Genomic DNA, 13,831 nt, shown 5'->3' with positions numbered 1-13,831 from the left:
AGAGTTTTGATACACATCATGATTATTTTTTTTGAACCCATCCTAAAATCATTTCACGAATCAGCTTACTTGCTGTGTTAGCTGTTTGCTCAGAGGGATCATAAACAGGTGCTACTTCGACTAAGTCGCAGCCTACCACCTTAATGTCTGAACCAGCAATTGCGTGAATCGCCGCTAATAATTCTTTCGACGTAATGCCGCCGCAATCAACTGTACCTGTACCTGGCGCGTGTGCAGGGTCTAATACATCAATGTCAATGGTTACATAGACAGGACGACCTGCAAGCTTCGGTAATACTTCTTTCAATGGCTCTAGAACTTCAAATTTCGAAATGTGCATACCTTGCTCTTTCGCCCATTCAAACTCTTCCTTTAAGCCGGAACGAATGCCGAAAGAATACACATTCTTTGGACCGATTAAATCAGCTGCTTTACGGATGATTGCTGCATGTGAAAGCGGCTCACCTTCATAATCTTCGCGTAAATCCGTATGTGCATCCATATGAATAACCGCCATGTCCGGATACTTTTTATGCATTGCTTTAATGACCGGCCAAGACACAAGATGCTCACCGCCCATTCCAAGCGGGAATTTACCATCTTCAAGTAATCCGTCGATATAGCTTTCAATCATATCAATGCTTTTTTGCGGATTTCCAAACGGTAACGGAATATCCCCTGCGTCAAAAAATCTCACTTCTTCTAATTCTCGATCTAGATAAGGGCTGTATTCTTCTAAACCGATTGATACTTCACGAATACGTGCTGGACCAAAACGAGAACCAGGACGAAAGCTAACAGTCCAGTCCATTGGCATTCCATAAAGGACTGCTTCCGATTCTTCATAACTAGGGTGACTTTTAATAAATACATTGCCTGAATAAGCTTCATCAAAACGCATCTTTGCGGCCTCCTCAACGAATAAAGGGCGGAACTTTGCCAAGTTAGCTAGCTGAACATCGGATTTACTAAAAACCAGATTGAGCTTTAAAAATGAGCAAAGCTCTGCTTCGTCCGCCCCGACTTCGTTCTTTAAATATGATATCTATAGAAGTTTCTAAAAAAACTCTCGTTTATTTTACTAAATCTTGAACAAATTTAGGTAATACAAAAGCTGCTTTATGAAGTTCTTTTGTATAATATTTTGTTTCAATTTCATGGAAACGCTCATCCGCCACTTCCAGCGGGTTGTATTTTTTCGAACCGATTGTAAATGCCCATAGACCACTTGGATAGGTTGGGATGTTCGCTACGTACAAGTTTGTAATGGGAAAAATTCCTTTTACGTCATGTTGTACGTTACGAATTAAGTCCGCTTTAAACCAGGGGTTATCAGACTGAGCCACGAAAATACCGTCTTCTTTCAATGCTTTTGAAATACCGGCATAGAAACCTTTTGTAAATAGGTTTACAGCTGGTCCAACAGGCTCAGTAGAATCTACCATAATAACGTCATATTCGTTTTCACTTTCGGCAATATGCAGAAAGCCGTCCCCTACTTGTACATCCACACGAGGATCCTCTAACATGCCAGCGATTTCCGGTAAATACTTCTTAGAGTATTCAATTACTTTCCCGTCAATATCCACAAGTGTTGCTTCTTTCACACTTGGGTGCTTTAATACTTCGCGGATTACCCCGCCGTCTCCACCTCCTACAACTAATACGGTTTCCGGGTTTGGATGCGTAAATAATGGCACATGGGCTACCATCTCATGGTACACAAACTCATCACGTTGTGAAGTCATAACCATATCATCAAGCAAAAGCATGTTGCCCCATTCTTCAGTCTCAATCATGTCTAACTTTTGAAAATCGGTTTGTTCTGTATGTAAAGTACGATTCACTTTCATCGTAATACCAAAGTTCTCAGTTTGTTTCTCGGTAAACCAAATGCTCATTTATTCGCTTCCTTTCCGCATCTATTTATTGAAATGAACCGGTTGCTGTTGGCTTTAGCTAGAAAAAGTATAGACGAATCTAGCAAAATTGCAAGATAAATCTTTGCTGTTTACAATTACCATGTTTAAAAAATACTTTTTTTTCCATAATAAATAATAGATAGATGATTCACCTTACTTAGCAAACTTTTTAATAAGGAGGCAAAGCAATGGAAGTGATACCACTTCAGCGATTTAAACGGGCTGGAAAGTATGTGCGAGCATTTCTAATCCTAGCAACACTCGGAATAATCCTTCTATTTATCATGCTTCTGTCTCTGCTCATTTATGCAAAAATCCTTGGCCCGCCTCCATTGGCCGTCCCGGAGTCTACCCTTTATTACAGCGAAAGCGGGACAGTCATCGGAGAAACCCATAACGGCCAAAAACGCTATTGGGTATCGATTGACGCCATTTCACCAGAGCTTGTTAACGCGACTATCGCCGTGGAGGATCGACAGTTTTATACGCATAAAGGCTTTGATGTAAAGCGGATTGGCGGCGCCATTATAGCAGATTTAAAAGCAAAAGCAAAAGTCCAGGGAGCAAGTACGATTACTCAGCAATATGCTCGAAATCTTTTTCTCGATCACGATAAAACATGGAAGCGAAAATGGAATGAAGCTTTATATACGATTCGGCTGGAAATGAATTATTCAAAAGAAGAAATTCTCGAAGGCTACTTAAATACAATTTATTATGGCCATGGGGCTTACGGGGCCGAGGCAGCCAGTCAATATTATTTTGGAAAAACAGCAAAAGAACTCACTCTTGCTGAGGCTAGTATTCTGGCTGGCATTCCAAAAGGGCCAAGCAGCTACTCTCCGATTGTAAATCTAGAGAAAGCAAAAACTCGCCAAAACATTGTTTTACATTCAATGGTACAAAAAAACTACATTTCTGAAGCAGAACAAAAACAAGCTCTCCAAGCTCCTTTATCCTTAAAAGGTGAACATACAATTGTTACAAATAAAATGGCTCCGTATTTTCAGGACGCCGTCAAGCAGACGCTGCAAAAGGAGCTAGGAATCGATGAGCGAACCATTGAGCTTGGCGGTTTACGTGTGTATACAACATTGGATGAAAAACAGCAAGCATTAGCAGAAGAAGCATTTGAGAAAATCATCACCAAGTCCTCCAACATTCAAGGAGCGCTCGTGGCGATGAAACCAAAAACGGGAGAAGTAACAGCGCTTGTAGGAGGAAGAGATTATCAACAATCACCTTTCAACCGAGCTACACAAGCGATTCGTCAACCGGGCTCTACGATTAAGCCGCTTCTCTACTATGCTGCATTAGAAAATGGATTCACACCTTCGACTACTTTAATGAGTGAAAAAACGACATTTAAATTTGACGAGGGCCAATCCTCGTATTCACCAAGTAATTACAACCATCAGTACGCTGACTCGGAAATTACACTTGCTCAAGCCATTGCCTTATCAGACAACATTTATGCAGTGAAAACACATTTGTTTCTTGGACAAAAAGTACTTCGCGATACCGCTAAACGTTTTGGACTAACATCAAAGATGGAGGTCGTACCATCGCTTGCATTAGGAACATCGGGAGCACGTATCATAGAAATGGTCAATGCATACAGCTTATTTGCTAATGGCGGGAAAAAGGTAAAACCCGTTTTCATTACAAAAGTAGAGAATCACCAAGGCGATGTTTTATTTCAATATAAAAAAGAAAACGAACAAGTGCTGGACCCTGATCAAACTTTTGTCATGACACAGATGCTAACAGGCGTCTTTGATGAAACGCTTAACGGTTATACCAAAGTAACAGGCAGCACGATTAGTAAACAATTAACGCACGTGTATGCCGGAAAATCCGGTTCCACTTCTACAGACAGTTGGATGATTGGCTACACGCCACAGCTTGTTACAGGTGTATGGACAGGATATGATCAAGCAAAAAAAATTGAAAATCCAGCCGAAAAGGTATACGCCAAGAAAATTTGGGCTACCTTCATGGAAGCAAGTCTTAAAGATAAACCAGTAAAATATTTTAAAGAAACAAGCAACGTCATCGGTCTCCATATTGATCCAAAAAGCGGAAAGATCGCGTCCGAGCGCTGTTCCAATTCCCGTTTAACCTACTTTGTCAAAGGAACAGAGCCAGAAGAATACTGTCCAGAGCATTTCAAAGGTGATGCACCAAAAGAACAACAACCAGCGAAAAAACCTTGGTATAAATGGATTTTAAAACCTTGGGGCTAAGAAAAGCGGAAACGGCTTGACCAGCTCGTGAAGAAAATAGGGAAAGACCCGGAAGGCGTTCTTTGCCTTTCGAGGGCTTTCATCTTTTTCACAGCGAGCTAGCCGTTGGAGCTAGACATTGAGAAAAGCGAAAACGGCTTAATCAGTTCTCCTTAATAAAAACCTCGCAATTCAATGACTGCGAGGTTTTTTCGTTCTTATATTTATCACAATTATATTATTCAACCGTTAAATCCTGCTTTAATTGCTCTGCAGAACGTTCCCACATACCTGTATCATGATTCTGTAAATAATCGGCTAATATCTTTTTCGATTTATCGTCCATATGCTCGACCATAATATGACGTTTCAATGATTTATCCATTTTATTCACATGCTCTGGCAACGACTTGTATCCACGGCGAATCGAGCGATCAACCGTCATTTCACAAGCCGTTACACCTGCATATAGCGGACCATTTGGACCTACTTCAATCGTCACCCAGACGAGCCAATATGGTTTAGCATTTGGGACTTCCTCTTTAGAAGTTAAAAACTTAATGCCGCGTTCTACCGCACTGCGCGCATGCATCGCACCAATATCCACTTCTGCTTCTCCAGCTTCGACATCAATAATGACCGGCGAAATATTATCGAGCGTTAATACGCCTGCACCAAATCCACCGTGTCCCTCTGTAGGATCGTTTTTGATAATATTAAAACCGACCTTTTTCTTTTGTTGTTCTTCCATGCGTCTATTCTCCTCCATCCATATTTATCTTAAAAAAAGATACCGCTAAAAAATTGACTTAATGTACCCGAAATGAACGGCAATACCGTTTGAAATAGCGGATCAATCGTATAGTTACTGAGCGGGGTAAGAACGATAATTAAAAATACTAACATGCCATACTGTTCAAATTGCGTTAATTTAGCCCGCATATCTGCCGAAACTAAGTCTTCAATAATCCGATATCCATCCAAAGGAGGAAACGGCAATAAATTAAAGACAAACAACACGAGATTCAGCCAAATAAGCATTTCAAAAAACGGGACAATCAATGGAGATATTTCTACTCCTGCAGCAAGCAATCCGTACCAAACAAAGTACCCTATACTCGCGACCACTAAATTACTAAAGGGACCAGCAAAAGATACTAAAATTCCTGCTAGACGTGGATTTTTAAAATAAAAACGATTCACAGGAACCGGTCGCGCCCATCCAAATCCAAACAGCAAAATAAAAATCGTACCGACTGGATCTAAATGCGAAACCGGGTTTAACGTCACTCGGCCCTCATTTTTCGCTGTTAAATCACCAAACTTATATGCCACATAAGCATGGGCAAATTCATGTACGGTAAAAGCAATTAACAGAACGACGATGACATACGGCAACTGCTCTAAGTCAAACGCTAAAAAATCCATCCATAGTTTCTCCCCCATTATTTTATACCCCTAGTATACAGGAAATCACTGAGAAGGGAAAAAACTCTGTTTTCAGATCGTTGCAATTTCTTCCATAATATGAAACACTACAATCATATTGGGAAAGGAGGGAAACTATATGCCATATGTAACTGTTAAAATGCTAGAAGGCCGTACAGACGAGCAAAAAAAAGCATTAGTAGAAAAAGTAACTGCAGCTGTTTCAGAAACAACAGGAGCACCAGCAGAAGCTGTAACGATTTTTATCGAAGAAATGTCTAAAAACCATCTAGCTGTCGCAGGCGTTCGCAAAAGCGATTTATAAAAGGATAAAAAAGTGTAAAATCTAGCTCTACTGGCTAGGTCACTGTGAAAAAGACAGGAGCCATCAGCGCCCTATTTGGTACGTGATTTGAACGAGCTAGTTCCGCTTTTTTATTTTATACATAGAGAAAAAGCTAAGCTGTTAGCTCAGCTTAGCTTTCTCTTGTAACTGTTCAATATATGCATATGCTTCATCAATTTCTTCGAGCGTATACTTTTGCTTGCTTTTTAATGTGAAAATCTTCTCGATTACTTCATCTTTTTCTAGCGTATCAAAAAATAATACGGTAGAAACAAGCTCTAAAAAGCGTGCATTTTGTTCGTTCATATCTAGCAAGCACTCTTCTAACATCGGCATCTCCACTTCCTGCATCGATAAAAAGCCACGACCCGCTTCTGTAATGGAATAGCAGTATTGGTAATACCCAGCTCTTTTTTCTCTTACTTCATTTAAGTAGCCCATATTGCACAGCTCTTCAATTCGTAATGTTAGTTCCTCCGAATACGGTCCATAGAAATGGAACTGATATTTCTCTTGAAAGGGAAATGATAGCTTTTTCGCAATATATACAATCTTTTGCAGTTTTTTTCGGCCAGAAATCTCTCCTGCAACAGAAATAGCATTTATAATTTTCGCATGATCCTTAAACAAGGCTCATCACTCCTTACCCAAATGTTCCTATCTTAATTCCGGCAAATCCAATAGTCTTCGAATTTGTCTTTTTACAATTTTCTTTGTCGATTCATCGCGCAATAAATCTTCAGGGAAATATAGCTTATGATCCGTTCTGCGCTTACCTGAAATAGCATCGACAATTTGTGATTCACGAGACAATTCACGAATCTCTCCGTTATTCTTCAACAGATGAATCGGCAAACGCTCTTCTTCCTCACCTGGACGATAGAAATCATAGGGTAAATCGGATGAAGAATCGACTACGAGATAATATTCGGGATCAATGCCCGCTTTTTTAAATAACGTATTTAATTCCATTAACTTATTCATCTGTTCATTTGATGGGTGAAATTCCACATACTTAAACAATCTACGATTTACAAACCGACTACATAAATCCTTTAAAATGGCATCCTCTTCATTTTCCCAGCATTGAAAATAATAGAGCATCACGGCTTCATCCATTTTTAAATAATCCGCTAACGTCACATGTCCGTTAAACATCGAATAAAAATGGACAGGCTCTTGGACGAACGTATAGCCTGACTCCGATAAGTATTTCGCTCTATGCAAAATCTTTGTTAAAATCACTTCCGCACTGCGTGTTACCGGATGAAAGTAGACTTGCCAGTACATTTGATAACGACTCATGATGTAATCTTCCACAGCATGCATCCCGCTTTGCTTAATAACAACCTGTTCTTCACGAGGGCGCATAACCCGCAGAATCCGTTCCATATCAAAATGGCCGTAGCTAACACCTGTAAAATACGCATCACGCTGCAAGTAATCCATACGATCTGCATCAATTTGGCTTGAAATTAAACTGACAACTAACTTATTGGCATATGTTTTTGCAATGACTTCTGCGACTTTTTTTGGGAAATCTTCCGCCACTTTTTTTAACACAGTATTCACTTCTGTATCACCAAGAATAATTTGCCGAGTAAACTGCTCATGGTCCAAATTAAACACTTTTTCAAAAGAATGAGAGAATGGTCCATGCCCTAAATCATGCAAAAGAGCTGCACATAAAGAAAGAAGCCGTTCCTCCTGCTTCCATTCTTGTCGATTCACAAATACATCATCTACAATACGACGCACAATTTCATACACACCAAGTGAATGATTAAACCGACTATGTTCAGCTCCGTGAAATGTCAAATAAGTTGTACCTAGCTGCTTAATTCGACGCAATCGTTGAAATTCCTTCGTCCCTATTAAATCCCAAATCACCCGATCACGAACGTGAATATAGCGATGCACTGGATCTTTAAACACTTTCTCTTCCATTAATTTTTCATGGGAATACTTCATAAGCGCCCCTCTTTTTTAAAATCATTTCTATCAATTATAGCTTGTTTCGCTTTAAAATCCTATCTGTACAGCAAGAAATACGGCTAAAATTGTAAGAAGTCTGGAATAAATCTTCTATTAAAGAGGCATCCTATCTATTCATTCGCGATAAAAAATCACCACGCCAATCAACTACGAGGTGATGATAATACACTGCATCATTTAAGCTTTTTATCTATCTTATCCATTAACTCATCTTCTGTTGGCGCTGCTACTGGACGATTATTCACAAAAGCAAAAGATTTCTTTCTTCCTGGACCACAATAGGATTGGCAGCCCACGTCAATCTTTGCATCCGGATCTAGCTTTTGTAAACGAGGTACCAAAGTTTTGATATTAACTGCCTGGCAGTCATCACACACTCGGAATTCATTAGCCATCCTTCGTTTACCATCCTTTCTATATATAAACAATCTACTCTTTATATTTATATTTAAATAACTAAATGGTATTTTACCGCTTCTACTTGTTTATTTCAAGAGGTGAACATACACCGAATATACGCTCCTTTTCCTACTTTTTACAAACACCGTATATAGAGTAACAATCTAAAGCATTCAAATAAAAACTACTATCCTTTTAACTTTTATGAATAAAATTCCCCGAACCTGTCCAAACTGATTAGTAAAATACAACAATGTTCCTAAACTTCAATATCATCAATTTATCATTTTTAGATAGTACAAGAAAGGAAGTATGCGCTTATGAAAATTCGGCAAGATGCTTGGACAGAAGAAGACGATTTATTATTAGCGGAGACGGTACTACGTCATGTTCGTGAAGGAAGCACACAATTAAATGCTTTTGAAGAGGTGGGCGACAAATTAAACCGTACTTCAGCTGCATGCGGTTTTCGCTGGAATGCAGTCGTTCGTCATAACTATGATAAAGCTCTATCACTCGCCAAAAAACAACGAAAGCAACGTCAAAGAATTTTAGGAAAAGACCAAGGCGGCAAGAAGAAATTACTATATACGCCACCCGCTCCTACTATGGCAGATATTACTGTACCAACAAGTGAACCTAATGAAGTTGAACTAACATTAGAAACTAGTAACTATGAAGTCAATAAAGCAGAAACTACCGTTCAAAGTTATGCGCTCACAGAAACAACACTAACACTCGATACAGTTATTTCATTCCTTGAAACAATGAATGGAAGCACGCTGCAAGCGGAAGTGTTAAAAACAGAGAACGAACGTTTAAAGCTTGAAATTAAAGAATTGAAAAAGCGGAATGAAGAGCTTGAAGGAAAAGTTAATCATTTAGAACAAAATACGGGCTTAATTCAAGAAGATTATGAAACTCTAATGAAGATTATGAACCGTGCACGAAAGCTCGTTTTATTAGAAGAAGATGAGCGTCCAACAACGAAATTTAAGATGGACCGCAATGGAAATTTAGAAAAAATGGCGGAATAAGAGAGCAAGATTTTCTTATACTATCCGAATGTATACTAAACGAACGATAGTATAGAAAAAAGGTTATATATAAAGCCAATTTGGTTTTCGACATCCTCTTATCTAATTGGTGAAATAATTTTTGGCCCCTGCTTTCTCTTTCGTTTCATGGAGCTAGAGCTACCTTTTAGCGTAGCTGAAAGGCATGTGGGGCCGTAATCCCACACGAGCAGGGGCCAAAAATCAACAGCGTATTCAAATAAACATTCTTATGCCCATTTAACAAGTTGAACATGTAGCGGTAATAAGATACGTCTTTTCCTTCTAACATAAACTACTGCCTATGAGCAGTTTAAAATAACTAAAACTCTGTTTATCTTCTTAACAATATGGAAGAGAATAAACAGAGTTTTTTTATCATATAAATGAATCTTGAAACTTGTGTATCCCCAAAGAACACACGACTACTATATAAGAGAGAGTTCACGAATAATCTCTATTTTTTCGAGATAACGTGCTTTTGACATGTTAATTAGGCATATTCCATTTTACGCCAAATTTTTCAGAATCTTCTGTTTACCAATGCATAAAAAGCCACTATAATAAACATATACTTTTCTAAGGAGGGATGGAAAGATGAGAAAAACAAAAGTTTTTTATGGCGTATTGCTGCTTGTCTTTTTGTCCTTCTTAGTTACTCAATATACAAGCGAAAATACGAAGGCTTTAAATTTGCATGAAAGCAAAGCAATCACCGCCTTTAACGGGGACGTCCAAGACCTTCCTTTAAAAGATGATAATAAGAAACATCCTTTCACTCCCATAAATATTTTACAATTCTTTATCTATTTATCTCTTGTTTTTATCTCATTCAATGTCTTGTTAGCTCAAACCCGCAATAAACTTATTTTCTTTACACCCATTTTTTATCAGGCGAATTATCTAATACGTACTCCTTGATTTTTTTTAAAAAAATTACAAGGGGGAATATATATGTGGATTCGTTTTCTAATGATGGGGTTCTTTTCACTTACAGCATTTAGCTTTCTTTTTTATCAAGGAATTGAAATTTCCCATGCATTTTTAGATTTCTTTAAAAAGAATAATTCATAATCTAAATTCATTTGACTCTAGGGCGATTCTCCAGCATTTATTCAAGGGGGATCGTCTTTTTTATTTACTCTGCTTCGCTATGGTGGCTGTTAGTATTCCATTCCGCGCCATTAAAATCTACTTATCGAATACTACACTTTAGAAAAGAGAAGAGTCACCCTGTGGAAAAAATTTTCTCCGGGTGACTCTTCTCTTTGATTAATCTAAACGAGCCAGTTTCTCTTTTCTTGATATCTTGCTCCGGATGCCTTCTACTTTTCTTATTTTGGCATCGCTTTTTCATTTCTCTCTTTAATTCTTGTTAAATAAGACTCAAATAATGGTTGCTCTTCCACGGTTAGAGGTATCGTCTGAACTTGTCCAGTATGTGTTTGGAGTACTTGTAAAAAGCGCTTGATTACATCAGATATCGTAAGACGGATTTTGAGTAATTCTTCTAGTGATGCCATCACATCTGGTTGAATATCCGGATATGTAAATTTCGTTTCTGTCTCCGCAAGCGCTGCATGATAAAACTCTTTGATTAGCTGTGCTCGTTTAGAGCCGCTTCCACTAACACAAAGATAGATTTGAACAGCAACACCATTTCGAATCCGGCGCTGTGAAATACCGGCGAATTTTTGACCAGCAATACTTAAATCATAGCTGCCAGGACAATAAGAACCAACAATTTCTTTCGCTTCAATCTCCACCGCAAAATCAGCAAACATAAGCTTAATTAAGTCCCACATTGTATCGTAACCACGATTAATATCAATTCGATGTTCTGTTTCAGGAAAAACTAATGATAGATTTAATACACCCTCATCTAATACAACAGCAAGCCCGCCTGAATTTCGAACAATCGCTTGAAAACCATGTCTATTCAACACATCCATACCTTGTTTAAGAAAAGGAAGCTTTGTATCTTGAATGCCTAACACGACAGTTTGATGGTGAACCCATGCTCTAGCAACAGCAGTCGTTTGCCCTGCCCCAACTAAAGCGCAAAGCGTATCATCCATCGCAAAGGACTCCAACGCATGAAACTTCGGACCGAGAGATGACTGATCAATCACTCTCCACTCTCGCTGCACTAACAAAGAATCTGTCTCACGCATATTGATCTCCCCTTTAATAAGTTACCCACAGTTTATCCCCAACACTTAAAGTGACTGGGCCGCTGTAATAATCGCTAATTTATAAACGTCTTCTTCGCTGCAACCGCGTGATAGATCATTAACTGGGCGATTAAGACCTTGCAGAATTGGACCGACTGCTTCAAAGTTACCGAGGCGTTGAACCATTTTGTAGCCGATATTACCCGCTTCAAGACTTGGAAAAACGAATACATTAGCGTTTCCGCGAAGAGGTGAATTCGGTGCTTTACTTTTGGCAACAGCTGGTACAAAGGCAGCATCAAATTGAATTTCGCCATCAACAACAAGCTGCGGGTCCATCTCATGTACTAGCTGTACAGCTTTAACGACTTTTTCTGTTTCAGGTGAAACAGCAGATCCCTTTGTTGAAAAGCTTAATAGAGCTACACGTGGCTCAATATCAAACATTTGACCTGTTTTCGCACTTTCCACCGCGATTTCAGCTAAATCTTGGCTATCTGGAGAAATATTGATGGCACAGTCAGCGAATACGTATTTCTCTTCCCCGCGCACCATAATAAATACACCAGAAGTTTTTTGGATACCAGGCTTTGTTTTAATAATTTGAAGAGCTGGACGAACTGTATCAGCTGTAGAATGCGCAGCACCGCTCACCATTCCTTGTGCATCATTCAGATGAACCAACATCGTGCCGAAATAGTTTCCATCTAATAGGATTTGGCGCGCTTGCTCCTCTGTCACTTTTCCTTTTCGAACTTCTACAAAAGCTGCAATCATTTTATCCATGTCTGGATATTTTTTCGGATCATATAATTCTACCGATTCTAAAGAAACCTTTAATTGATCCGCTTTCTGCCTAATCTCTTCGATGTCTCCAATTAAAATTGGCGTTAATAATTTCTCGTTGGCAAGTCGAGCTGCAGCGGCAAGGATACGCTCATCTAATCCTTCTGGAAAGACGATTTTTACATTTTCTTTAGAGATCTTCTCTTCTAAAATCTTAAATAAATCACTCATTGCTACATCCTCCTTAATGTATACGATTCCCTTCTCTGTTCGCTCATTATGTATGGCGAGAAACGTATGGTTTTTGGTATAACTTAAGAATACTCTAGGACGTATTGAAATTCCATACTTATTAAACCGCTTTCAAACTATTTTCAAGGTTTTAAATGATTCCCTTAATGGGAAAACTCTATTTATGAACTTTTTTCGAACATCATTAATCGATCGTTTAAAGACAAATCTATTACGAAAACTATGTTATATTAAAAGTATCTTAACACTTTAGGAGTGATTGTAATGAGTGAAGCAGCACAAACTCTAGATGGTTGGTATTGTTTACACGATTTTCGCTTAATTGATTGGGCTTCTTGGAAAACGCTTTCGAGCGATGAACGCCAATTAGCGATTTCAGAATTCCAAGGTTTACTAGACAAATGGAATACGACACAAAGCAGTAATGAAGGAAGTCACGCTCTTTATTCGATCGTTGGTCAAAAAGCAGACTTTATGCTTATGTTTGCTCGTCCTACAATGGAAGAATTAAATGCGATTGAAAATGAATTCAATAAAACAAAGCTGGCTGAATATACAATTCCAGCCTATTCTTATGTTTCTGTCGTTGAGTTAAGCAACTACTTAGCAGGTGGAGACGGTGAAGATCCGTATCAAAATCCACATGTACGTGCTCGACTATATCCAATCCTGCCACAAGCTAAACATGTATGCTTCTATCCAATGGATAAGCGTCGTCAAGGAGACGATAACTGGTACATGCTTAGTATGGATGAGCGCAAAAGCTTAATGCGTTCTCACGGTATGATTGGCCGCAGCTATGCAGGAAAAGTAAAACAAATCATTTCGGGTTCTGTCGGTTTCGATGACTATGAATGGGGTGTTACACTTTTTGCGGATGATGTACTTCAATTTAAGAAATTAATATACGAAATGCGCTTTGATGAAGTAAGCGCTCGCTACGGGGAGTTTGGTTCATTCTTCGTTGGAAATATTTTAACGGAAGAATCTATTCCATCCTTCCTATATGTTTAATTAAGAAAAGCGGAAACGGCTCGACCAGTCAGCCTTTGAAGCTAGACATTAAGAAACGTGCAAATGCATTAAGTAAGCTCTCGATTATTCGAGGGCTTTTCATATGCCATATGAAATTAAAATTTCTTCTAGCATAATCCAACCCTTTCCTCCATAAATTTGAAATAGTGATAATTTTAACAGCTTATCAGCCTATCACTTACTAATCGTTATACAACATACTGCCTTCCCAACC

14 protein-coding genes are annotated in these 13,831 nt (G+C 38.7%); 5 read left to right on the top strand and 9 right to left on the bottom strand.

Features of this window, described 5'->3' with window-relative positions; translation table 11 throughout:
- Positions 1-22: 22 nt before the first annotated feature.
- Both speB and speE read right to left on the bottom strand, forming a co-directional pair.
- Positions 23-901 (bottom strand): agmatinase, encoded by an 879-nt coding sequence (gene speB, locus ACE199_RS12960; protein WP_252292106.1) that lies wholly within the window; start codon positions 899-901, stop codon positions 23-25.
- A gap of 172 nt (positions 902-1,073) precedes the next feature.
- On the bottom strand, positions 1,074-1,901 hold the full coding sequence (gene speE, locus ACE199_RS12955) for a spermidine synthase (RefSeq protein ID WP_127762238.1): 828 nt from the start codon (positions 1,899-1,901) through the stop codon (positions 1,074-1,076).
- Positions 1,902-2,110: 209 nt separating this feature from the next.
- Here speE and ACE199_RS12950 point away from each other — a divergent pair, with 209 nt between their 5' ends.
- Positions 2,111-4,168 carry a transglycosylase domain-containing protein gene (locus tag ACE199_RS12950; RefSeq protein WP_375350143.1) on the top strand — a complete coding sequence of 686 codons (2,058 nt, stop codon included), beginning with the start codon at positions 2,111-2,113 and terminating at the stop codon, positions 4,166-4,168.
- 217 nt (positions 4,169-4,385) lie between these two features.
- On the opposite strand, the gene ACE199_RS12945 is transcribed toward ACE199_RS12950, so the two are convergent.
- Both ACE199_RS12945 and ACE199_RS12940 read right to left on the bottom strand, forming a co-directional pair.
- A complete protein-coding gene (locus ACE199_RS12945) occupies positions 4,386-4,898 on the bottom strand; it encodes a YwhD family protein (protein ID WP_375350142.1) in 513 nt (170 codons plus the stop codon).
- A gap of 29 nt (positions 4,899-4,927) precedes the next feature.
- The gene (locus ACE199_RS12940) at positions 4,928-5,593 is read right to left on the bottom strand and encodes a site-2 protease family protein (RefSeq protein WP_252292115.1); all 666 of its coding nucleotides are present in this window, start codon (positions 5,591-5,593) and stop codon (positions 4,928-4,930) included.
- Between the two features lie 121 nt (positions 5,594-5,714).
- Between ACE199_RS12940 and ACE199_RS12935 the strand changes: the two genes are divergently transcribed.
- Positions 5,715-5,900, top strand: coding sequence for a 2-hydroxymuconate tautomerase (locus tag ACE199_RS12935; protein ID WP_119116240.1), 186 nt, complete (start codon positions 5,715-5,717; stop codon positions 5,898-5,900).
- 141 nt (positions 5,901-6,041) lie between these two features.
- On the opposite strand, the gene ACE199_RS12930 is transcribed toward ACE199_RS12935, so the two are convergent.
- From ACE199_RS12930 to ACE199_RS12920, 3 genes are all read right to left on the bottom strand, one after another.
- The gene (locus ACE199_RS12930) at positions 6,042-6,551 is read right to left on the bottom strand and encodes a YwgA family protein (RefSeq protein ID WP_127762241.1); all 510 of its coding nucleotides are present in this window, start codon (positions 6,549-6,551) and stop codon (positions 6,042-6,044) included.
- A 27-nt stretch (positions 6,552-6,578) separates the two neighbouring features.
- Complete coding sequence (locus tag ACE199_RS12925) at positions 6,579-7,892, bottom strand: HD domain-containing protein (RefSeq protein WP_375350141.1); 1,314 nt, start codon at positions 7,890-7,892, stop codon at positions 6,579-6,581.
- Positions 7,893-8,089: 197 nt separating this feature from the next.
- The gene (locus ACE199_RS12920; RefSeq protein WP_127762243.1) at positions 8,090-8,311 is read right to left on the bottom strand and encodes a YuzB family protein; all 222 of its coding nucleotides are present in this window, start codon (positions 8,309-8,311) and stop codon (positions 8,090-8,092) included.
- Positions 8,312-8,635: 324 nt separating this feature from the next.
- Here ACE199_RS12920 and ACE199_RS12915 point away from each other — a divergent pair, with 324 nt between their 5' ends.
- Positions 8,636-9,352 carry an RsfA family transcriptional regulator gene (locus tag ACE199_RS12915; RefSeq protein WP_375350140.1) on the top strand — a complete coding sequence of 239 codons (717 nt, stop codon included), beginning with the start codon at positions 8,636-8,638 and terminating at the stop codon, positions 9,350-9,352.
- 615 nt (positions 9,353-9,967) lie between these two features.
- Positions 9,968-10,291, top strand: coding sequence for a hypothetical protein (locus tag ACE199_RS12910; protein WP_127762245.1), 324 nt, complete (start codon positions 9,968-9,970; stop codon positions 10,289-10,291).
- Between the two features lie 413 nt (positions 10,292-10,704).
- On the opposite strand, the gene lipL is transcribed toward ACE199_RS12910, so the two are convergent.
- Positions 10,705-11,544, bottom strand: coding sequence for an octanoyl-[GcvH]:protein N-octanoyltransferase (gene lipL / locus ACE199_RS12905; protein WP_375350139.1), 840 nt, complete (start codon positions 11,542-11,544; stop codon positions 10,705-10,707).
- Between the two features lie 45 nt (positions 11,545-11,589).
- A complete protein-coding gene (gene pta / locus ACE199_RS12900) occupies positions 11,590-12,561 on the bottom strand; it encodes a phosphate acetyltransferase (RefSeq protein ID WP_127762247.1) in 972 nt (323 codons plus the stop codon).
- A gap of 285 nt (positions 12,562-12,846) precedes the next feature.
- On the opposite strand from pta, the gene hemQ reads away from it, so the two are divergent.
- Complete coding sequence (hemQ, locus tag ACE199_RS12895) at positions 12,847-13,596, top strand: hydrogen peroxide-dependent heme synthase (protein ID WP_375350138.1); 750 nt, start codon at positions 12,847-12,849, stop codon at positions 13,594-13,596.
- Positions 13,597-13,831: the final 235 nt, after the last annotated feature.

The organism is Peribacillus sp. Hz7, from assembly GCF_042136355.1.
Taxonomy (GTDB): Bacteria; Bacillota; Bacilli; order Bacillales; family DSM-1321; genus Peribacillus; species Peribacillus asahii_A.
This window is presented reverse-complemented; position numbering and strand designations above follow the sequence as displayed.